We start from the raw sequence: 20740 nt of genomic DNA on the forward strand, positions 1-20740 counted from the left end.
TTGAGTGAGACGAAGAAGACTAAAAACAAATCCGCGCAATCATATTTCAATACAGGTTCATAAAGGAGTAAAATCAATCTCTAAGAATACAAATAAAGGGTTCAAGATCAAGAAAAATTCTCATAATGATTACCCATTAGAGGAAATCGACGTCTTAAAGGAGGACTTTTTTATTCCTTTAGATATAGATGACACCATTATGTCTGAATTAGATGATGCAGAGTTTGATCTTCAGTTAGAAAGCTCAAAGGATGGTGTAACTGGAAAAAAGAAAAAGGAGTGGACACCTGACGACGAGTTTAGACTGCTTCAAGTATATTTCAAGGAAATGGGAACTGAGCCGCTTCTTTCACCAAAGGAGGAAGTAGAAGTATCTGCTAAAATAAAAAAGTGTGAAGCCAGGGCCAAGGAGGCTAAGAAAATACTTGAAAAGGTCTTTAATGGTAAAGTGGGCGAACCTTTGGAAGAAGTAATATCTGGTTTGAAGGCTTTTTCTTTCGGAAAGGTCAGAAGGGGTCATTTAGGAAGAAGATACAAAACAAAAAAGGGCATGAGAGTAGATTTCACTCCAGGTCGACTACGAAGTTATAGTGTGTTAACTAAAGCTTATCAGACAAGGGCGCTACGGTTTAAGGAAAGATTTGTCAAGGCCAATTTAAGGCTTGTTGTAAGCATAGCCAAGAGATATATGGGTAGGGGATTGCCTCTGCCCGACCTTATTCAAGAAGGAAACGTTGGTTTAATGAGAGCAGTGGAGAGATTTGATCATAGAAAGGGTTTTAAGTTCTCAACCTATGCATCGTGGTGGATTCACCAGGCCATTTCCAGGTCATTACTAGATCAGACAAGAACAATCAGGGTACCTGTCTATGTCTTGGAGCAGGCAAGTAAGGTGCATAAAATAAGCTCTATGATTCATAAAGAAACTGGAAGAAAGCCATTTCCGGAGGAGATTTCTAAGAAGTCTGGTATCTCTATAGAGGGAGTGAAAAGGGTTATAGATGCCACAAAGGATGTCGTACATCTCGATTCTCCCATACTTGATGGTGAGAAAACTACACTTCTGGAGTTTATACCTGATGAGGAGTCACCAACACCCGATTCGGCAGTTGCCAAGGCAACTCTTACAGATAAGATTAGAGTTGCATTGTCAAATTTATCATCAAGAGAAGAGCAGATCCTAAAGATGAGATTTGGGATTGGCTTTGAAACTACATATACCCTGGATGAAATTGGCAGGTATTTTTGTCTTACACGCGAGAGGATCAGACAGATTGAGAAAAGATCTCTCGAAAAGCTCGAAGGTTCAGATATTGGTGGGATGCTAAAAAGCTTTATTGATTAGATTTAATGCTTCTCGGACTTACCCTTAAGAATTTTGCCATTGTTGATGACATAACTATAAATTTCGGCAGTGGCCTAAACATCATAACTGGCGAGACTGGGGCGGGGAAATCCATAATAGTAAATGCGATTAATTTCATCCTTGGTGACAGGGCATCGTCCGATCTTATTAAATCGGGGGAGGATGAGGCTCAGGTTGAGGCCCTTTTTGATATAAGCGATGACAACGAATTTTTGGAAAGTCTAGGATCCTTAGGGATTCAAACTGGTGGTGGTGAGGTCTTGATCAGGAGGGTCTTTTCTATCAGTGGAAAAGGACGCGTATATATAAATGGTAACTTGGCCACAATTGGGATGCTTGATCAAATAACAAATGGAATTATTGATGTATTCAGCCAGCACGAGCATCAGAGTCTTCTAAAAGAAGGGAATCAATTGAAAGTCCTTGACGAATTCGGTGGGTTAACGGAAATTTGCTTGAGTTTTTCAAAGCTTTACCGAGGTTATGTTGAGGTCAAAAAGGAACTAGAGGAAATGAGAATGCACTATGATCATCAAGTGGAAAAAGAGGATTTTTTAAGGTTTCAGTGCGGTGAAATTGATGCTGCGAATCTAAATGTTGGAGAGGATCAGCAACTTGAACGCGAGAAATTGAAGTTGTCGAATGCCGAACAGCTATTTTCAGTCTCAAAAGAGGCATATGAAATTGTGTACGAAAGTGAAGGATCGATAATTGATAAATTGAAAAGGATTAAAATCACTTTAGATAATGCTGCAAAGGTTGACGAGAGTTTATTAGGTTTGTCTGAAGCCCTAGAAAGGGGGATGTCCGAGATTGAAGATTCGGCTTTTAGTCTTAGGGATTATTTCTCTAAAATTCATTATAGTCCAGAAAGGTTAAATCAGATTGAGGATCGCCTGCAAGAAATAAAGAGATTAAAGAGAAAATACGGTAATACGATTGAAGAAATAATTGAGAAACGAAAAAAGATGGGCGAAGAGCTATTAAATCTAACTGATTTCGAAGAGAAGGAGAAAAGGTTGGAAGCAGATGTGGATCGTCTGAAAAATACGGTCGATAATGGTGTAAGGGAACTCTCGAAAGCCAGATTAAATGCGGCAGAAAGATTGTCCGGTCAAGTCGAAAGAGGTCTTGAGGAAGTTGGAATAAGAGGGGGAAAGTTAGTCATCGATTTCGATAGAAAGGCAATCTCTTCAGAGGGTTATGATAAAATTACTTTTCTCTTTTCTGCAAATCCTGATGAAAGACCTAGGCCTCTATCAAGGGTTGCTTCTGGAGGAGAGCTTTCACGAATAATGCTGGTTTTAAAAGAGGTAATCTCAAGGGCGGAAGGCGGGTCTATCTTGATATTTGATGAGGCGGACTCCGGTATCGGAGGGGCAGTAGCAGAGACCGTCGGGAAAAAGATCAAAAGTCTTTCAAAAAGGCATCAGGTAATTTGTATAACTCACCTTCCTCAGGTTGCGAAATTTGCGAATACACATTTCAAGGTGACAAAAGAATTTCAGCGTAATTCTACCAAGGTTGATATCAGGGTACTGAAACAAGAGGAGATAATCAGTGAAATCGCCAGGATGCTGGGTGGCATCAAGGTTACAGAAAAAACGTTAGCAGCCGCGCGAGAAATGTTCGAACATTAAACAGATGTTAGTTCACACCTACCGTTTTTATACCGCAAATACAACAGCGGCAACCACTGTTGTCCATAGACCATGTTTATCACCAACGGCGGATTGTGTTACGTTTCTGGTCTTTACCGTATGGCCACTTATCTTCCAAATATCTTTCTGTTCATCATAGCTTTTGTCAGGATCAAAGGGGGCATCCAATATTGTCGCCAACATATAAGCCGCGAGATCCTCCGCATACTCGCCAGCGAGTGTGTCATTTTGGCCAAAACTGTGATGTTCAGAAAGATACCCATAGCGATTCGGATCCTTTGGAATTGCCATTCCGACAGAAGCTGCAACCAGCCTATTGGGTTCATCCGTAGCGTTCTCACTCATGACTACATAAACTACCTGTCCGGGCTTAAGAAGCTTTAATCCGCCTGAAGTAGATATCAGCCTGCATTTTGCGGGGAAGATACTTGACACTTTAACTAGATTGAATTCGGCAATCCTTGCGTCTCGAAGCGCCATCTCGAAGCTAGTCAACTTTTCTTTATGCTTGCCCACCCCTTTTGTTACAAAGGCGCTCTTAGGTACCACGGATTTACCTCCTAATAGTCATATTGAGTAGAGTTCATTAGTTAAAAAAATAAAACGTGAATATTCTTAATAAAATAATTTACTATGTCAATAAAAAATTAAAATTAATCATATATTAATCAAAGAACTTTACTTATCTTATTTTTTTTTAAATATTTTCTTGAAAAAAACATTAGCGTGCATAAATTAAGGGGTAATTCGAAATTATTGAATTCGAACCAACAATTATTTTAATTATATTAACAATGGAGGGAATGAAAAATTGTCAATAACAATAGCACCGCTTGAAGTAACCCCGAGCCAGGAGTTCGATCGGTATTCAGGATTAAGCGAAAAAGATCAGGATTTGACAGATAAGAATAGGCCAGTAAGATACTGGGGTATTTATTTGGACGGTGAAACTATATCTTATACTTCCAACAAGGAACTTGCGGAAAGGACCAAGGAATGGATGGAAAAATGGTTGAAAAACTCTTAGTATTAAGCAAATTGGTGTGCAGCAAAAAGCTCCTATTACATGAAATGCAAGTTGTCTTTATGGAGAAGTTCTTGCAATACTCGCCTAAGATACTGAAATTAATAATCTTATAATTAATTCCTATAACTTTTCTTTCTATCTTTAAACACTCGAATGAAATTTGGTGCCCATGTCTCAATAGCCAGGGGAATCGAAAAGGCTCCCGAGCGAGCTCATGAAATTGGTTGCGAGTGTTTTCAGATGTTTACCCGGTCACCGCGAGGTGGAAATCCTCCTCCATTTGATAAAAAAACGGTCGGATCTTTTTTAAGAGTGTGTTCAAGATACGGATTTGCGAATTATTACATTCACACTCCTTATTATATTAATCTTGCCTCAGAAGATATAAATATAAGAAGCTCTTCCATCGCAATAATCAAAGAGGAACTCAGGCGGGGGGATATGATTTCAGCGACTTATGTAATGACACATATAGGGAGTTCTAAAGAACTGAGAAGTCAGAAAGCAATTAGTAGGGTTGTAGAAGGACTAAAAATTGTTTTGGAAAAGTCAAATTACAAGACTAAGCTCCTTTTAGAAAATTCGGCCGGACAGGGGACAACGATTGGCAATACTTTCGGAGAGCTCTGTGAGATTCTCCAAAAGGTGGGGAATACCGAATTGGGGGTTTGCCTAGACACTGCACATCTTTTAGCGGCTGGATACGATATCAGGACGAAGAACGCACTGAATAAGGTCATAAGAGAATTTTCTTCAACGATTGGGTTAGATAGATTAAAACTTTTACATGGTAATGACTCAAAGGTTGGATTGGGTGAAAAGAAGGATAGACATGAGCATATTGGGGAAGGGTATATAGGATTAACGGGTTTCAGAAACATTGTAAACAATTCTGATTTGCAAAACATAGATCTCATAGTTGAGACCCCTCTTGAAAGGATTGAGGATGATATCAGAAACTTGAATAAATTAAGAGAGTTAAAACGAAGTTGAACCCGCGAATTCCCCTTAGCCTGCTGCAGATTTGCGTAGCGAGCAAGGGGGAAGCAATTTAATGTTTTTTGCCTGTTTTGATCTGGCTTTCTCCCACTTCGGGTAGGTCACGAGTCTTGCTCGTGACAAAAAAGGCACCTACTAGAGAGGCTGTTTTTTCGTGTACCTATGCGCTGCAGTTTTCTGCAGGGTCAATCATCAAATGTCTATCATGTATTTTTCTTTCTTTGTCTTGATACAAAGAAACAAAAATCAAGGCTGTCCAAAAATTTGCTAAAAATCATACACTCCGACTAAAAAATTTAATCCGACCGCAACCCGCAAATTTTTTTTAACGTCTTCATTTCTGATTTTCTAAACGCAATTTTTGGAATGCCAATTAAGTAATGAGCTTCATTCGCGTCATTGCGAAAATTGCGAGGCAAATTGAAGCAATCTCATCTTTTTCCCGGTTTTAGATTTCTTCGTCCCCCCTCGATTTCGCTCAGGGGACAAGGCTGCCCCCCTTGTTGTCTCCCGCGGATTGTTAGCGGGAATCCATGCTTTTACCTCTGGATCCCCGATTAAAACCCTCCGGAGCGACTTGAAAGGCCTCGAGAAATTAATTGAATCGAAATCAATCGGGACAAGAATGTTCCGACTATCCATAATAAAGACGGTCATTAGAACCGATAGGCGGGGTTTTCCAACCCCGCATGGAGAAAACATAAGGAATGGAAACCTAACATGTCTGGAGGATTGTCAAAGGAAGGTTTCCGCTACATTTCAGAATAAGCCAGCCAGTCCCTTCGATTAAGCCTTCCGTAAGCTCCATCGACGGGTCAGTGAAGCTTTTCTCGTGACAAAAAGGCAGTTTACGGAAGAGCGCCTTCGTTCATGTGCCGGTACCCCGCGCTTTGCCACAGGGCTATTCACTTTCGTAACGATACTTGTGTTGACACTATGATAGTTAATTAAGTATCATCTCATCGTTTAAAATTTAAATAAATATTAGAGGATTGTTTCAATGTCTTCCAAGAGGATCATAATAATTGGAGGAGGCTTTGCTGGCGTAAAGTGTGCTAAAACCTTGTTTAATGGACTGCCTAAAGAGGAATACGAAATAGTTCTCTTCAATAGTGAAAACTATATGGTTTTTCAGCCGCTTTTGGCTGAAGTAGTAGGAGCGTCAATAAACCCTGATTCGGTCGCCGTCTCTCTGAGGCAGTTGTTGCCCGGTGTACTATGTCGAACTGAGGATATAAATAAAATAAATTTTGTGAATGATACCGTCGAATACGAAGGTTCGGAAAGCAGAGTGGGAGTGATGAGTTATGATCATCTAGTGATTGCTAGTGGGTCGGTTGTGAATCTTGGTGTTATACCTGGTATGGCTGACCATACCTTTCCACTCAAAAATGTGGGTGATGCTATTGCGTTGCGTTACCATATTATGCAACAGTTGGAGAATGGGGAGGTCTGTGACGATCCTGAATTGAGGCGTTGGTATCTATCATTCATAGTTGTAGGTGGAGGCTTCAGCGGAGTAGAGGTTGCTGGAGAGATCAATGATTTGGTAAGAGAGACTCAGAAATTTTACAAGAATATCAGACCTGATGATATCTCAGTGACTATAATACATTCAAGGGATCAGCTTCTTCCGGAGGTAACCACCAAGCTCCGAGACTTTGCTAAGGTGAAAATGGAGGAGGCTGGGATTAAGATAGTTTTGAACACCAGCGTATCTTTTGTGACTCCTCAGGGAGTAGGAATAAGCGGAGATACCTTTATGCAGGGAGCTACCGTTGTTAGTACAATCGGTAACGCCATTTCTCAATTTTTGGGTAGGTTAGATGTTCCTAAAGAACGAGGACGGATACTTACAGAACCCGACATGCGAGTGAAAGGATGCAATAATGTATGGGCAATTGGAGACTGTGCGCACATAGTCAATTCATTTGATGGAAATCCTAGCCCTCCGACTGGCCAGTTTGCCGAAAGGCAGGGCAGGCTGGCTGCAAATAATATGATTCGGGTTTTAAATGAAAAGAAAACGAAACCGTTTTACTTCAAACCAATTGGTCAGCTATGTGCGATTGGTGGACATAATGCAGTAGCTGAGATATTCGGAATGCATATTTCAGGTTTCATCGCCTGGTTTTTCTGGAGAACCGTCTATATGTTTAAACTTCCTTCCTTGTCCCATAGAATCAAGGTTGGTTTCGATTGGGCATGGGATCTTTTTTATTCGCGTGACTTAGCACACCCAAAAGCAGATCCTACCGATCGTATATCGAGGGCTCACTATCAACCAGGTGACTGTATTTTTATGCAAGGCGATCCTGGCACTAATTTCTATGTAATCGAGAGTGGTGAAGTAGAGGTAATTAGAAATGGTGAAGAAGGTAAATCTCGAAGTATTCTAGCTGTTCTTGGTCCGGGTGATTTCTTTGGGGAAATGGCTTTAATTGATAACCATCCACGTAACGCTACCATACGTGCGCGAACCGCTGTCGAGGTTCTTGTAATGGGAAGAAACGTTTTTCAACAAATTTCGAGCACAATGGCCCCTTTTCGTGAGATTCTCGCTAATGCTGTGAGAAGAAGGAGTGGATATCTTTGGCAAAGATTTCCCCTTGCTGATGAAATTCTAAAAAACCAGCCCTTTTCGTCGTTTGTAGAACATTTGGATGTATATTTACACCCAGAAAGCACTTTTGAGGATGCACTTAACCTATTAAGTGAAAAATCTCTGGAATACTGTTGTGTTGTTGATAATGACAATACATTGAAAGGTATTCTAACCAGGACAGATTTTGTTCGTGCCGTAGATTCAGGGGTTAAACGTCATACAAAGGTGCGTGAATTCATGAAGGCAGATCCCATTATAGTAACAGTAAATGAGGAAACACCGTCCGTAGCTGCAACTATGCGGCTCCATGATATCAAATGGATGCCGGTTGTTGAAGATCTTGATAGTCGCAAAATTAAGGGTTATGTTAGGATTGATAGAATAATGAAGTTTGTCCTGCAGCATTTACCCCAGCACTAATCATGTATTTTCAGATTTAATCTTGCATTACCACTCTCTGTCAGTAAAATAATATTTCAATTTAGTATGTTATCGATCGAGGAGGTCGTAAATGAATAGAATTCTTATAATAACCTCAGTGTCTCTGGTAGTTTTGATCCTGGGTTTATCGAATGTCCGGGCGAGCCATGATACTTTAACTGTCAGTCAATTTAGGCAGTTATACGAAAGTTTACTTGCAGAGAAAACACTTGTAAGTGAGATAAAAAAGGATGGAATGGATGTTAGAAAAGAAAGGATTTTTGGGAAGGCTATTGATATTGATGACGGTCAATTTGAACTACCTGTAAAGATAATAATCACAACCAGCAAGAATGGGGAAATTCAACAAAAGATTGCAATTGATGTTTTGGATGTGGTACATAATTTGGGTGGTTCTGCTATATTTTCTGAAGAGGTAAGAAAAACTTCTATTGAGAATAAAGGACAGGAACCATTTACGACTAGCGAAGTACAATTCCAAGGTGAGTTTCACCTTCAAAAAAACGATAAAGGTGGATTTGATGTTCACAATTTTGGATTACAACCATCTGTTCTTGTAAAGGACGGTAGCACGAGTTTGGCTGGAAACATGATGTTATATTCATGTTTTCCAGAGAGCGGCGTTACCAAATGTGTGTTAACTATCCGAGATTACGTGTTGGGTGAATATAAACCATTAGAAGGATTTGCGCTCGTTGAACCCGCTGGTGGAGACGTTGTGGAAGTTGGCGTAGAGGTTAAACAATAAATCAAGATTGCAAATTCAATGTGCTGAGGTGTAATCGTTAGAACATTGAAAATTATACAAATCAACAGTAAAATTTTGGAGGTTAATAATGATGAGAAAAATAATTTTTGCCTTTTCAATAATGGGCATGTTAGCGTCATGTGCTACTTATAATCCCGTGGTTGATCCTCAGTCTGTACGAAGTGATGATAAATATTATCAGGATCGTGCAGAATGCCGTGCGTTAGCACAGGCAAACACAAGTACTACGAAATCAGTGGCCAAGGATGCATTAATTGGAGGTGCGGTTGGAGCGGGCACCGGATCATTAATTGGGGTAATTGCCGGCGATACTGTCAAGGGCCTAGCCCTTGGTTCGGTTATAGGTGGTGTGGCAGGTGGAGCTAAGGGCGTCTATGAAGGTAATAAAGATTATGAACAAATTTATAGAAATTGCATGATCGGAAGGGGATATAAGGTCCTTAATTAAAACAAGAATTACTAGATTTGACGAATTGAGAAATTCGTCTTTACTCTAAATCTGTATCAGCGAGTTCGAATCGACGGTTTATTCTTTTACCAGGGTGAACCCCAGGGATCCGTTTGTTTTAGTGGTATACTTGAGCCTCCCTGTTGATCCTTAATCTCTACGATTAGCATCTTTGCTTCAGTTGTTCCAATGTTCTGTATTGAATGAGTTACAGGACCCAGCCAGTAAGCCTCTCCTTCTTTTGCCTCGACGTTAGTAATACTACCGTCGGGAGCCACGACCTTTAGCTTCGCTGGGGTTAGGCTATATGCTAGACGCTGGGGTAGAGAATGCATTCTGTCAATCTGACCGGGTTTGGCCTGATACTCGATTAATCGGACTTGATCGTTGTCTAGGATCACTTTATAAATTTCGGGAGAAACTTGTACAGGATCTTGAGCAGTTGCTCTACCTGACGTGATAACTAGACTAAAGATCGTCAACAATATAAGGTAATAAGTGTACTCTAGCATTTTTTCCTCCTGCATATCTCTTGGATTATTAATTTCGTTTAGGGTTAAAATAATAATTGAAGTTTTTCTAAGTGTCCACACTGAAAAAGCAATATTTACTTTTAGTCAAAATGCGAGATAAAAGTTTGATACACGCTATGGGTTTCGGCAAATTAGATTTGAGTGAATCCAATTTCGAATCTGTTATTCGATCTGTTTCTGCTCGTTACTATTGGTCATTAATAGTAATCTTATCCAGATACTCAGTGGGGACAGAGCCGAGGTCATTTGTTACCTGTATTACACCATTATCATCGACCCACTTGTAAATAGGCCGTTTTTTGGCCGGGGTTGAAGGGGAGCCAATAGAAATTGATTCTTGAGAGCTTAGAGTATCTTCAATGGGAATATCATTTGTTACATCATCAACATTGTCGTCATCCTGCATCTGTTCCTGCATAGGGGGGTTAACCTGAAGATTGCTGGGCCTCTCCGTGCTCTTTCCAAACGTTGATCCCCCTCCTTCATTTCCGAGCGTGGACATCCCAAATGGGTTTAGGTTTTCATCAGGCCAGTAGTAATACCAGGGCACGTCCGATTCTCCTTGGATGATTGCAGGTTGTTGCGAACCACTTGTGGGAGACTGATCCCCCCCAGAGCTACCATCTGGTGCGCTCTCCGTCGTCTGTGAAAAGACGTAGTCTGAAAGCGAAAAATAAAAGGCGGCAATTATAACAACGTTTACTAAAAATAACTTTATGATGTTAGGTCTTACCATTGCTAATAATATAAACAATAAGTGCTCAAATTAAAATCCCTCTCCAAATAAAGAACTTTTTACTCATCCATTTATATACGGGATATATTCAGGTGGCAGGGGGGGATTCTGAAAAAGATTGTGTATAATACAGGCACAAAAATGAGGGTAAGCACAGTTGCAAAAAGGAATCCGAACATTATTGTGACGGCCATGGAAACAAAGAAAGCATCCTGTAGAAGAGGTGTCATGCCGAGTCCTCTGCTTCGCCTCCCCAAGCTATGTAATACCCCGGCATACCCATGAAAGGTAACTGATCTGACTCTCTTATTCGTATACCCTGATGATTGAAGTCTTTGAAGGGGTCATCTTCAGGACCAAAGTCTGGGCCCTTTCTAACGTCTAATTTAAGCAGTTTGATATCGACAGCTTTCACCTCATCATACTGTGATGAGAATATGAATATAAATAACTATTGCGTTGGCTGTCTCATTCCTTCTGCAGTGAAAAATTCCTCCAATCTATTGAGCCATTCCAGTCTTTCTTCGTCTGAGGTAAAGAAGTCGAACTTACCCGAGGCTCGTTGTACGTTCATTAGGTCAATAAGGAAATCATATACAGCTGTCGCAGCATTTAGATCTGCAGCTAATGCAGCGTTTTGCGCATCGAGAAGGTCGAGTATTGATACAACGCCCCTAGAGTAAGAATCTCTAACTAAATCTAGGTTTTTTCGGGCAGCTTCTGCCGCATCTCGCGCAAAGCGTATGCTTGGGAATGAGGCTCCGGTGTTGTTTAGTGCTGATCGTATATTCTCTTCAACCTTTTCTGCCGTGGAGTCACGCTCAAATCGAAGTTGCGATTCGGCTTCTCTGGCTTGTTTATAATCTGCGACTTTAGCCCCGCCTCGGAAGAGAGGGAACTTAGCCTGAAGCAAAATAGTCCATTCTGTATCGTCTACACTCTCCAATTGTAAAGGGAAATCTTGAGGTATAATTACGTCCGAACCTGCTCCTCCATCAGCAAACATCTGTGTTATGTCTCCCACAAATGAAAAGGACGGGAGCCAGAACGCTCGTTTTGTCGACTTTAAGATTCGATCTTGAGCCGCTATCTGAGAGTCAATATTTTTAATTTCAGGAGATTGGTTTAGACCTTCATTAACCATGAAGTCAATGAAGATGCTAAAGCTTCCTGGATTATCGATATAAGGATAAAGTCTCGGGTCGCTTACTATTAGAGAAGGGTCGTCTACTCCAACTTCTACCGTTTCAAAATCTTCACCTTGACTGCGGTTTAATAACCGGTTTACTAGGATCTTTGCATTTTGGGTTTGAGCTACGGCGTCGACAACGTCAATTCGGTCAAGAGATATTTCGCTCTCCCAGCGAAACACCTCCGCGGGGCTGGCAACGCCTATATCACGTCTATTTTTAGCAATTTCAAGATTGGATTTTGAAAGATTGAGATTGTCTTTTCTTATTTTTTCAAATGTCTTTGCTCTGAGAACATTCAAATAGCCAATTGAGGTAGCCGCTATTATATCTAGTCTTATCTGATCACGGCTCAATTCACGAGCCCTTTGAAGATATTTTTGCACGCTAACATTTGCCCAAGTTGGCTCATCGAAAATCAACTGGCGGACACTGGCTGATCCACTTAGTGAACGTTCCGGAAACGTTCCAAAGCTTGCCGTAGCCCTGTCTTTGTCAATATAAGCATTGTCAAGCGATACTTGTGCTTGAGGAAGCAGTTGTGCGATAGCTAACCATATATCCTGTGCGCCGGCTGCAACAAATCTATCGATTGCCAAGAGATCAAGATTCACTTTAACGGATTCATCAACAGCTTCTTCTAATGTCAATTTCCTTTCGGATACCTCCGGTTCTTCCTGAATGAGATCAGCTTCCGTTAGAACATCCCATTTTGGTGAGAATCCGATAGCACGGGCGGTAGCCATATTGATGGTGAGCTCTTCCTGAACAGGGAATTCAACTGGGAGGGAACCTGCATCTTCACCAAGCAATATACTTAGTGTTGTCAGCGCCACTCTTCTTGCTTCACGGTTTAAGTTTTGAGCGGGTGTGAGACCTGCGAGAACACCTCGCTCAACTTCATTTCTGCCTAGCATCGAAAAGCTCGGTAGTTTCCTTTCAATCAAGCCGTCAAAGAGATGATCCAATTCATCCTGTGTGTATTGTAGAAGGGGAGCGACGAAAACTGCCTGCGCATCTTCGGGTATTGCGGCTAATGTGTTTTCTATGGAAGTTTTGACCGGAACAGTTACTATTGCAATACCTCGCTCTCTAGCAATTCTTTGGACCACATTTTCAACGTCAGGGATGAGTTGAGTAACGATTGGCATATACAGGAGTGCCATTCTATTAAATGGTACTATCTCCCTGAAAACTTGTATATCTCTACTTAGCGTAATGGGTCTTGCAAGGTAGTACAGATTTCTTACGCCACTCGCTCCTTTTTCATTGATAGGGAGCCCTAATAACCCCCTATCAATAACCCATGGTGCTATTACAGGTTTATTTAAGTTCCTTCGTTTAGAGACCTCTGTTGAACCGATGATTCCAAGTGCGATGAGGATGTCTACACCGGGATCGGATAGCAATGTGTCAATTGCTGATCTAACGCTTGCAGCAGTCCAGTCAGCCTGAATTATCTTATCCGTGGGAAATTGAACATCGAATTCCCCTTCCGTGACCGCAATAATTTCTTTCTTATAGATACTCAGAGCCCTTTGATTAAGTTCAGAAGGGCCGTCAATTACGATTCCAATTCGCTTTATTGGTAGGGCATAAGATTTTACCGGTATTGCTATTAAGATAAATAATATAAGTAGTAATTTGTTTGTGATATCGTGCTTTACCGATCTCATCTTATGGTATCCTCCCATACGGAACAAAAAACATTAGAGTATACATAAAGCCTTGGATTTGAAAAAAATAAGTTTTAAAAAGACAAAGGTTGATTTTTTAGTAAATAGGGACAACGCACAACTTTTTTGGTGTTATGTTTAATAAGTGTTAAAAATGGTGAACCAATGTTCTCCCATGTATTACTTTATGTTTTTGGTCTTTCACGATTAACTAAAGGGGAATATTATATTTTTAAACACCAAGCTTTTTCTCAAAACGCAGAAATCGAGAAAATAGTAGAGTGGTACGTGTACGGGATATTAAAAATAGATTCTGATCAAGCTTCAAGAATTATTTTCGCCCAGCTTTACCTTTAACCATGCGGTAGAGCCATAACAAGATTAAAGCTCCGACAAGCGCTATAATTATGCTCCAAAGGTTTAATCCCGTTACTGTGCTTAAGCCTACGAGAGAGCTTAAGAATCCTCCTATCAATGCCCCAACGATCCCAATGACAATTGTGATTATGATCCCACCCGGGTCCTCACCCGGCATGATCCATTTTGCCAAAGCTCCTACGATTAATCCCAGGATAATCCATGAAATGATTCCCATGTTTCCTCCGTAAGGAATTTGCAAGGATAAACATTGAGTTGCTGTTTAGCCTAACTCTTTATGCTATGACATGCAAATGATTCTACAATCTTGAACCAGTATAAAATGAACTACCTGTGAAATCAACTCTCTGTGCTTAAAATGAATTTGGGGACAAAGTTTTGACGTTTTTATCATGAGTACAGTATAAATCTTTGATTGTGCCCAACGGTATTATCTGTATTGCCGTGTTTGTGTTCTTATTCTGGGAAAGATTTATTGTATTTAGTCACGATTTTTTAAGATATGTTATTAGTCTTAAAGTAACAATCGAAAGCTAAATCAATATTAGTTTTTCATTAATAATTCTTTAAATAAATCATACAGCGGTGAGAATAATGAATGAAGCTCTTTGCTGGAGGAAACAAAATGGAGAACAGTTTAAATATCAAGGACTGTTGGTCATCAATAAAACATTATAGAAGGCATACGAAATTTTTATATCTTTTATCTTCAATAATTTTTCTTATTGTTACATCTCCATTCTCGCGCCAAGGCATTGGTAGTCAAATTATATTGATCTTTATGTGAAAGTGTTCAAGAAGAACGGGGTCATGCCTGTATTATTACGGCATGTATTTCACTAAACTAACTCGCCGCATTTAACATTTTGTTCTCCGAGAAAATCGTGGACAATATACCTTTTATTTTAGGTAAAAAAACTGAATTACAAGAATATAGGCCTGACTCCCCTTATTATTACCCCCCCTTTACTTCATTTTCACTGCGATGGCGTTGCCGCCCCTCCGGTTCATCTTCACCAGCTCTCTGGTTCCCCTTCGAAAGGCTGCTCTGGTAGTGACGGCTGCTCTTCTGGTAAAAGTGGTTCTTCCTCAGGTACGTAAGGCTGTTCCGGCAAGTTAGGATCTTCTTCGGGTAAATAAGGTTCTTCTTCGGGAACATATGGTTCTTCGGGTGGTGCTACGCCTTCTTCTTCCGGGTATGGTTCTTCTTCAGGAATCAAGGGTTCTTCTTGAACTAATTGTTTTGTTTTACGAGAGTCGAATTCCGGAATATCGTTATCGCTGACTAAGGAATCATAATATCCTATTGCACTATGTACAAAATTCGTTAACAGAGAGGCATGAGATGCCCGAACATTCGTGCAAAGGATTAGAGCTACTAGAATAATGTTTTTTATCATTTGTACCAGCCTAGATAAAATATACGAAAAATACGGGATTTCAAGTTAATTAATTTCGCACACGTAATGCGTTAATGTATTGACACATGATAACTGTGAGAAAACTCAGCTGTGTAAGAGTATCACGAGGTTAATTACGGCTGGTAATACATTTCATGTATTTGTTGTGTGTGCATTTGTTGGGATGAACGGCGTTTGTTATACTAACGCCGTCTTTCGTTAATTAAAATTCTTATTGTTCAGCAAAAATCTAATACTAAATAAAGTCATATTGAATATTTAATAATCATGGAGAATACGTTACGAGCTATTAATACTGTCTCTCTTAATACTGAAGTCATCGAGGAAGGGGCTCTTAAGCTAATAATCGATGGGAGACTTGATTCGAATTCAACCGGGAAAATGTGGCGCGAGTCATTACTTGCGGTTGATAAATATTCTCCGGAAAAGGTCATTCTAGATGCTTCCGGAGTGAGTTACTGTGACGGTACTGGAATTGCTCTTCTGTTTGATCTCCAGTTAAAGCAAATACAAAGAGGTGGAGTGTTTGAGATTCTAGGACTGGCAGAAGAGTTTCAACAATTATTTGACCAATTCAAACCTAGTGAGTTCATCGAAGCTAAGATAGAGGCACCTGAACCTTCGAACATTTTTGTGAACGTTGGCAGGCAAACAATTGATATATTTCGGGGGATAGAAGCTAACATATCATTTCTGGGGGAAATAGTGGTTGCACTTTTTTATGCAATGCTTAATCCCAAAAGTGTTCGATGGAAAGATTTTTTCATCACTTCTGAATTGATTGGTGTTAATGCCTTTTCTATCGTTGCACTCGTATGTTTTCTTATCGGTCTTGTAATGGCTTTTCAAGCCGCAATACCTATGCAGCAATACGGCGCACAGTTGTTTGTGGCGGACCTGATTGTGATTGCTATGTTCAAGGAGCTCGGGCCTCTGATGACCGCTTGGGTGGTTAATGGTCGTAGCGGGTCAGCCTTTGCAGCAGAACTTGGCACTATGAAGGTAAATGAAGAAATTGACGCGCTCACTACAATGGGGCTCGAACCGGTTAGATTTTTGGTCGTACCTAAGGTGTTGGCATCATTCGTTATGATACCGGTTCTTACTATATTTGGAAATCTGTTTGGTCTCATAGGCGGATTGGTGGTTATGCTTTCTCTGGGGTTTACTATCGTAACATATGTCGATCAAATAGTGTCTGCGGCAACATATGTTATGCTTCTGGCAGGCCTTATCAAATCAGTTGTTTTTGCATTTATAATAGCGGGTGTTGGATGTATGGAGGGACTTCGAACCAAGACAGGCGCATCAGCGGTTGGAGATTCTACCACCTCGGCTGTTGTTATTGGCCTTGTGTTGATTATATTTGTAGACGGTGTTTTTGGGGTTATTTATTACTTCTTAGGGATTTAAATGAAAATGGGTGGAGATATGGATCCAATTATTAGAGTTGAAAATTTTACCGCTGCTTACGGAGGTAGTGTAATAATAGATAATATATCCTTCGATGTTTGTCCTGGCGAAGTTTTTGTCATTCTTGGTGGATCGGGATGCGGGAAGAGTACAGTACTAAAACACATGATAGGTCTATACGCACCTGCCGCGGGTAAAATTATTATTGATGGTGATGACATTTCCACTGCCGAAGGAGAAGATCGTCTTAGGATTTTAAAGAAGATCGGGGTTGCCTATCAGAGCGGGGCACTCTTTGGATCCATGACGATACTCGAAAATGTTCGGCTGCCCCTTGAGGAATATACAGATCTTTCTCCTGAAGCGATGGATCTCATCTCTCTCATGAAACTGAAGCTTGTAGGGCTTTCAGGTTCTGAAAATAAAATGCCTTCTGAGCTTAGTGGAGGGATGCAGAAGCGTGCTGCCTTAGCGAGGGCAATGGCACTGGATCCGCTCATTCTTTTTCTGGACGAGCCTTCAGCAGGACTGGACCCTATCACATCTGCTGAGCTCGATGAGCTAATCCTGCGCCTTTCTCGAAATCTTAAGATAACATTTGTTGTTGTAACCCATGAATTGCCGAGCATCTACACGATAGCGGATCGAGTCATTATGCTAGATAAACGTATAAAAGGCATAGTTGCAACTGGTAAGCCCCAGGAACTGCGTGACCAATCTGATAATGCCTGGGTGCGGCAATTTTTTAACAGACAGGTGGAGTCTGAGGTAGCAGCGTGATATATACATAAGAATCTAATAATTAAATTAATTTTATGAGCAGAAAACCAGATTTTTTCAAAGTTGGCATATTTGTTATTGTCGGATTGGTAATTTTATTTATAGGTATTATGGTTTTTGGTGGGAGTAAATATTTTCGTAAGAAAATCTATTTTGAGACCTATTTTGACCAATCAGTACAGGGGCTTTCAGTGGGTGCGCCTGTAAAGGTTCTCGGAGTTGATGTTGGAGCGGTAAGCGAAATATCATTTGTGCGCAGTGTATATAAATCTGATTTTCGATCTGCACCATATGTAATGGTAAGAGGTTTTTACTATCCAGAGACACTGGGCAGGGAAATCGATACTTATAGGGAATTCGAGGAGAGGGTTGAGAAATTAGTAGAGAAGGGGTTTAGATTGCAGTTAGCGTCTCAGGGTGTTACCGGAGTGGCATTTTTAAATGGAGGATTCTTTGAACCAGATCAGTATCCCCGTTACAAAATCGACTGGAAACCCGAGTATTTTTATATACCATCTGCCCCAAGTACCCTAACAACCATCACCGATTCGGTCACAGAGCTGACAAGAAGCATAAATCAAATTAACTTCAAGCAAATTGCGGATGATATACAAACACTGTTAGAGGTTGTGACAAAGTCAGTCGAGGATGCTGAGATTGCTAATGTGAGCCAGGGTCTCCAGAATACAATACTGGAGTTTAAAAAGGTCGCGGCGAATTTGGATTCTTTAACCGGTAGCGAGGAATTAAAACAAAGTCTAAAGGATCTTAATAAGTCATTGGAAGATATAAAGACTGGTTCTGAAGATTTGCCAGAGGTGGTATCTAAGTTAAATACCATCTTGAATAGATTTGATAGTTTGGTAGCAAGTCGTCAAGCAGAAATTACAACAATTCTTCAGAATATTTCTGTAATTTCGGAGGATCTTAGACGGTTCATGAATATAGCAAACAACTATCCGTCGTGGATTCTTTTTGGCAATCCTCCACCAAAGTTGAACGAGGCACCTAAATGATACTTAAGCACTACGGATATATTTGGCTCATTGTCTTTAATTTATTAATTCTGAATTTAGGATGTGTAGGTTTGCAAAAGAATTATCCAGAAAGAAAATACTATGTCTTCGATGTAACGCCATCAAACAATTACAATGAGAGTTCTAAGCATTCGGTTCTTGAAATTCGTAATTTTCGAGTTTCGCCTGCTTACTATGGAAATGAATTTGTGTACCGTGTAAGTGGCGATGGTTACGAGTCTGACTTTTATAACCAATTTTTTAAGTCACCTGCTTCACTTATAACCCAAGAAGCATTTAAATGGTTTTCACAAGCTAGCGCGTTTAAATATGTGGTCGTCGCACCCAGTGAAGTACCACCCGATTATATATTAGATGGATATATCAATAGCATATATGGCGATTATAGTGACACGGGGTTACCGAAGGCTGTACTGTCAGCCCAGCTCTTTTTGATTAAAGAAGATTCTGGTAAGAATAGCATTGTTTTTAATAAAAGTTACCAGAAAGTTGTCGATATTACTTCTCAATCCCCAACAGCGTTAGTTAATGGATGGAATGAAGCCCTGAATCAAACCTTGACTGAATTAGAAAGTGATCTCAGTAAGCTAAATTTAGAAGCTTCGCAATAGGATCATCCCATGTTCCTCTCGAAATGATAATAATCAACAGGCCTATAGCAAAGGGTATTTCATTCTGTTACTTGGTTAATGGATAGAGGTGTTAATTTGAGGTTATTAGGATATGAGACGTGTGGTGTTGAATAAATAAAAAATTTTGTGCCCGAAGGCGATTCAGCGTTTGTTGAATGTACAAACGTATTCATAAATCATACGGTTTGAACCGGGACTAATCTGTTCCCATTTATTTGCATCCCCTGTGAATATATAACCGTCGAGATATTTGTCCTCAGGGCTAAAAAAGGAGATACTGCCTTTTACGTAATATTCGTTGTCACAATCAAAATAGCCAATAATCTGTACTGTACCAATATTCCTTAATGATTTTCCTCTGGTATAGATCCGTTTCTCTTTATAACTTCTAATGCCATTTGTTATTCCAATTTCATCTGTATCTATATAATATGAGATTTCTATACCATCAGGAGTGGAAACTGATGTAATAAATTCCCAGTTGATTGAATACCCAGGGACTACACCGATAAGCAGGGTCAAGATTGCGAATATTGTGGGTTTCATTTTATAAGATCCTTAAAAACGTAAGTTTAGTAATTTAACGTATTTTGTCTAATCAAATTCTTTAATTTTATAAGATTAAACAGAACTTACAAATCAATGAAACCCTTTCTAGCAAGGGAAATGTATTGGTACCAAACTATGGGTATGTCATGCTCGTGCAAGGAACCCTGAGTCCTGAGTTCATCGAAGCCTGTCCTGAACCTGGTCGAAGGGGATCGACGAGGACGAAGTAATCTAAAACAGGTAAAAAAAGAGGAGATTGCCTCAAAGTAAAATTCCTCCAAATGACGCAATGGGACCAAGCCTGGATTCCCGCTTACAATCCGCGGGAGACATCTAGTTTGTCATCCCCGAGGAATCCCCGACCAAGGATTTCGAGGACAAGCTTTGTCGGGGATCCAGAGATATGTCTTGGGGGTTCTCTGTTAAGGCTATTAATCACGGCAGGGTTGGCTGGCATCGTGATGACAGCGGAAGCCTCTTTAGCAAGCTACAGGGAATTATCAAGTTAAAACTGGATGATTTGACTTCGCAAATTAAAAATTTTATCATGAGGTCTTAAAAAGGGTGTGTAATTGTACAAGTATTTTCTGATTCCATGATTATTTGACAATTTTATATAGAAGGAGGTACTGTATAATGACATCAGATACGACTCAAGCTGAACATCAATCCCTGGAAGCTCGTGCCCTGGAGAAGGGTTGGGGGTGGCTTCTTGCTCTCGGTGTAGTCTTTATTATACTGGGTATCATTGCCCTTGGAACTCCATATGCACTGGCTCTGGCTGTCGATTTAATGCTCGGATGGATCTTTATCATCTGCGGAATCACTTCAATCGTAAGTGCTTTTTCATCCGGTAACCGGGGGAAATTTCTTTTAATATTATTGAGTGGAATTATATTTGTAATCGCTGGAATATTATTGCTTGCAAATCCTCTAAAGGGAGTGCTCACACTGGTTCTTATATTAGCTGCATTTTTGCTGGTAGAGGGAATCTTTAAGATCATTTATGCCTTTCAAATGAAGTCTACACAAAACTGGAGTTGGGTTCTCGCTAGCGGTATTATTTCATTAATACTCGC

The 20740-nt window shown here is 40.3% G+C and carries 20 protein-coding genes; 12 read left to right on the forward strand and 8 right to left on the reverse strand.

Annotated elements, in window-relative coordinates; translation table 11 throughout:
• The first annotated feature begins 4 nt into the window (after positions 1-4).
• A complete protein-coding gene (locus tag VGA95_04490; GenBank protein ID HEX9665800.1) occupies positions 5-1345 on the forward strand; it encodes a sigma-70 family RNA polymerase sigma factor in 1341 nt (446 codons plus the stop codon).
• Positions 1346-1350: 5 nt separating this feature from the next.
• Positions 1351-3006 (forward strand): DNA repair protein RecN, encoded by a 1656-nt coding sequence (recN, locus tag VGA95_04495; GenBank protein HEX9665801.1) that lies wholly within the window; start codon positions 1351-1353, stop codon positions 3004-3006.
• A gap of 27 nt (positions 3007-3033) precedes the next feature.
• Here the strand turns inward: recN and VGA95_04500 are convergent, their stop codons facing one another.
• On the reverse strand, positions 3034-3576 hold the full coding sequence (locus tag VGA95_04500; GenBank protein ID HEX9665802.1) for an arginine decarboxylase, pyruvoyl-dependent: 543 nt from the start codon (positions 3574-3576) through the stop codon (positions 3034-3036).
• A 262-nt stretch (positions 3577-3838) separates the two neighbouring features.
• Between VGA95_04500 and VGA95_04505 the strand changes: the two genes are divergently transcribed.
• The 5 genes from VGA95_04505 to VGA95_04525 all read left to right on the forward strand — a co-directional run bounded on the left by VGA95_04505 (position 3839) and on the right by VGA95_04525 (position 9316).
• Positions 3839-4054, forward strand: coding sequence for a hypothetical protein (locus tag VGA95_04505; protein ID HEX9665803.1), 216 nt, complete (start codon positions 3839-3841; stop codon positions 4052-4054).
• Between the two features lie 153 nt (positions 4055-4207).
• Positions 4208-5047, forward strand: coding sequence for a deoxyribonuclease IV (locus VGA95_04510; GenBank protein ID HEX9665804.1), 840 nt, complete (start codon positions 4208-4210; stop codon positions 5045-5047).
• A 1006-nt stretch (positions 5048-6053) separates the two neighbouring features.
• A complete protein-coding gene (locus VGA95_04515; protein ID HEX9665805.1) occupies positions 6054-8078 on the forward strand; it encodes an FAD-dependent oxidoreductase in 2025 nt (674 codons plus the stop codon).
• 91 nt (positions 8079-8169) lie between these two features.
• Positions 8170-8847, forward strand: coding sequence for a hypothetical protein (locus tag VGA95_04520; protein HEX9665806.1), 678 nt, complete (start codon positions 8170-8172; stop codon positions 8845-8847).
• An 88-nt stretch (positions 8848-8935) separates the two neighbouring features.
• A complete protein-coding gene (locus tag VGA95_04525; protein HEX9665807.1) occupies positions 8936-9316 on the forward strand; it encodes a glycine zipper domain-containing protein in 381 nt (126 codons plus the stop codon).
• 86 nt (positions 9317-9402) lie between these two features.
• On the opposite strand, the gene VGA95_04530 is transcribed toward VGA95_04525, so the two are convergent.
• The 6 genes from VGA95_04530 to VGA95_04555 form a co-directional block, all read right to left on the reverse strand.
• Positions 9403-9828 carry a hypothetical protein gene (locus VGA95_04530; protein ID HEX9665808.1) on the reverse strand — a complete coding sequence of 142 codons (426 nt, stop codon included), beginning with the start codon at positions 9826-9828 and terminating at the stop codon, positions 9403-9405.
• 208 nt (positions 9829-10036) lie between these two features.
• Positions 10037-10603: a hypothetical protein gene (locus VGA95_04535; GenBank protein ID HEX9665809.1), complete on the reverse strand. Its 567-nt coding sequence runs from the start codon at positions 10601-10603 to the stop codon at positions 10037-10039.
• Between the two features lie 208 nt (positions 10604-10811).
• Positions 10812-11000 carry a hypothetical protein gene (locus VGA95_04540; protein HEX9665810.1) on the reverse strand — a complete coding sequence of 63 codons (189 nt, stop codon included), beginning with the start codon at positions 10998-11000 and terminating at the stop codon, positions 10812-10814.
• Positions 11001-11036: 36 nt separating this feature from the next.
• Positions 11037-13451, reverse strand: a complete 2415-nt coding sequence (locus tag VGA95_04545; protein HEX9665811.1) for a TolC family protein — start codon at positions 13449-13451, stop codon at positions 11037-11039.
• 331 nt (positions 13452-13782) lie between these two features.
• Complete coding sequence (locus tag VGA95_04550) at positions 13783-14046, reverse strand: GlsB/YeaQ/YmgE family stress response membrane protein (protein ID HEX9665812.1); 264 nt, start codon at positions 14044-14046, stop codon at positions 13783-13785.
• Positions 14047-14842: 796 nt separating this feature from the next.
• The gene (locus VGA95_04555; protein ID HEX9665813.1) at positions 14843-15229 is read right to left on the reverse strand and encodes a hypothetical protein; all 387 of its coding nucleotides are present in this window, start codon (positions 15227-15229) and stop codon (positions 14843-14845) included.
• Between the two features lie 288 nt (positions 15230-15517).
• Between VGA95_04555 and VGA95_04560 the strand changes: the two genes are divergently transcribed.
• The 4 genes from VGA95_04560 to VGA95_04575 are packed head-to-tail and all read left to right on the forward strand — an operon-like array spanning position 15518 to position 19091.
• Positions 15518-16663, forward strand: coding sequence for an ABC transporter permease (locus VGA95_04560; protein ID HEX9665814.1), 1146 nt, complete (start codon positions 15518-15520; stop codon positions 16661-16663).
• A gap of 18 nt (positions 16664-16681) precedes the next feature.
• Positions 16682-17443 carry an ATP-binding cassette domain-containing protein gene (locus VGA95_04565; GenBank protein HEX9665815.1) on the forward strand — a complete coding sequence of 254 codons (762 nt, stop codon included), beginning with the start codon at positions 16682-16684 and terminating at the stop codon, positions 17441-17443.
• Positions 17444-17478: 35 nt separating this feature from the next.
• Positions 17479-18459 (forward strand): MlaD family protein, encoded by a 981-nt coding sequence (locus tag VGA95_04570; GenBank protein HEX9665816.1) that lies wholly within the window; start codon positions 17479-17481, stop codon positions 18457-18459.
• A complete protein-coding gene (locus VGA95_04575; GenBank protein HEX9665817.1) occupies positions 18456-19091 on the forward strand; it encodes an ABC-type transport auxiliary lipoprotein family protein in 636 nt (211 codons plus the stop codon). The genes VGA95_04570 and VGA95_04575 overlap by 4 nt, the downstream gene beginning before the upstream one ends.
• Positions 19092-19253: 162 nt before the next feature.
• On the opposite strand, the gene VGA95_04580 is transcribed toward VGA95_04575, so the two are convergent.
• Positions 19254-19658 carry a hypothetical protein gene (locus tag VGA95_04580; GenBank protein ID HEX9665818.1) on the reverse strand — a complete coding sequence of 135 codons (405 nt, stop codon included), beginning with the start codon at positions 19656-19658 and terminating at the stop codon, positions 19254-19256.
• A gap of 639 nt (positions 19659-20297) precedes the next feature.
• Here VGA95_04580 and VGA95_04585 point away from each other — a divergent pair.
• Positions 20298-20740, forward strand: a 443-nt coding sequence (locus VGA95_04585; GenBank protein ID HEX9665819.1) for a DUF308 domain-containing protein, incomplete at its 3' end; no start/stop codon positions are given.

It is taken from the genome of Thermodesulfobacteriota bacterium, assembly GCA_036397855.1.
Lineage (GTDB): Bacteria > Desulfobacterota_D > UBA1144 > Nemesobacterales > CSP1-2 > DASWID01.

Excerpts from the sequence above, each read along its gene's own strand:
- VGA95_04560 (HEX9665814.1), top strand. The coding sequence starts at position 15,518 with ATGGAGAATACGTTACGAGCTATTAATACTGTCTCTCTTAATACTGAA.
- VGA95_04515 (HEX9665805.1), top strand. The coding sequence starts at position 6,054 with ATGTCTTCCAAGAGGATCATAATAATTGGAGGAGGCTTTGCTGGCGTA.
- VGA95_04550 (HEX9665812.1), bottom strand. The coding sequence starts at position 14,046 with ATGGGAATCATTTCATGGATTATCCTGGGATTAATCGTAGGAGCTTTG.
- VGA95_04580 (HEX9665818.1), bottom strand. The coding sequence starts at position 19,658 with ATGAAACCCACAATATTCGCAATCTTGACCCTGCTTATCGGTGTAGTC.
- VGA95_04510 (HEX9665804.1), top strand. The coding sequence starts at position 4,208 with ATGAAATTTGGTGCCCATGTCTCAATAGCCAGGGGAATCGAAAAGGCT.
- VGA95_04530 (HEX9665808.1), bottom strand. The coding sequence starts at position 9,828 with ATGCTAGAGTACACTTATTACCTTATATTGTTGACGATCTTTAGTCTA.
- VGA95_04555 (HEX9665813.1), bottom strand. The coding sequence starts at position 15,229 with ATGATAAAAAACATTATTCTAGTAGCTCTAATCCTTTGCACGAATGTT.
- VGA95_04565 (HEX9665815.1), top strand. The coding sequence starts at position 16,682 with ATGGATCCAATTATTAGAGTTGAAAATTTTACCGCTGCTTACGGAGGT.
- recN (HEX9665801.1), top strand. The coding sequence starts at position 1,351 with ATGCTTCTCGGACTTACCCTTAAGAATTTTGCCATTGTTGATGACATA.
- VGA95_04575 (HEX9665817.1), top strand. The coding sequence starts at position 18,456 with ATGATACTTAAGCACTACGGATATATTTGGCTCATTGTCTTTAATTTA.
- VGA95_04545 (HEX9665811.1), bottom strand. The coding sequence starts at position 13,451 with ATGAGATCGGTAAAGCACGATATCACAAACAAATTACTACTTATATTA.
- VGA95_04525 (HEX9665807.1), top strand. The coding sequence starts at position 8,936 with ATGATGAGAAAAATAATTTTTGCCTTTTCAATAATGGGCATGTTAGCG.
- VGA95_04570 (HEX9665816.1), top strand. The coding sequence starts at position 17,479 with ATGAGCAGAAAACCAGATTTTTTCAAAGTTGGCATATTTGTTATTGTC.
- VGA95_04520 (HEX9665806.1), top strand. The coding sequence starts at position 8,170 with ATGAATAGAATTCTTATAATAACCTCAGTGTCTCTGGTAGTTTTGATC.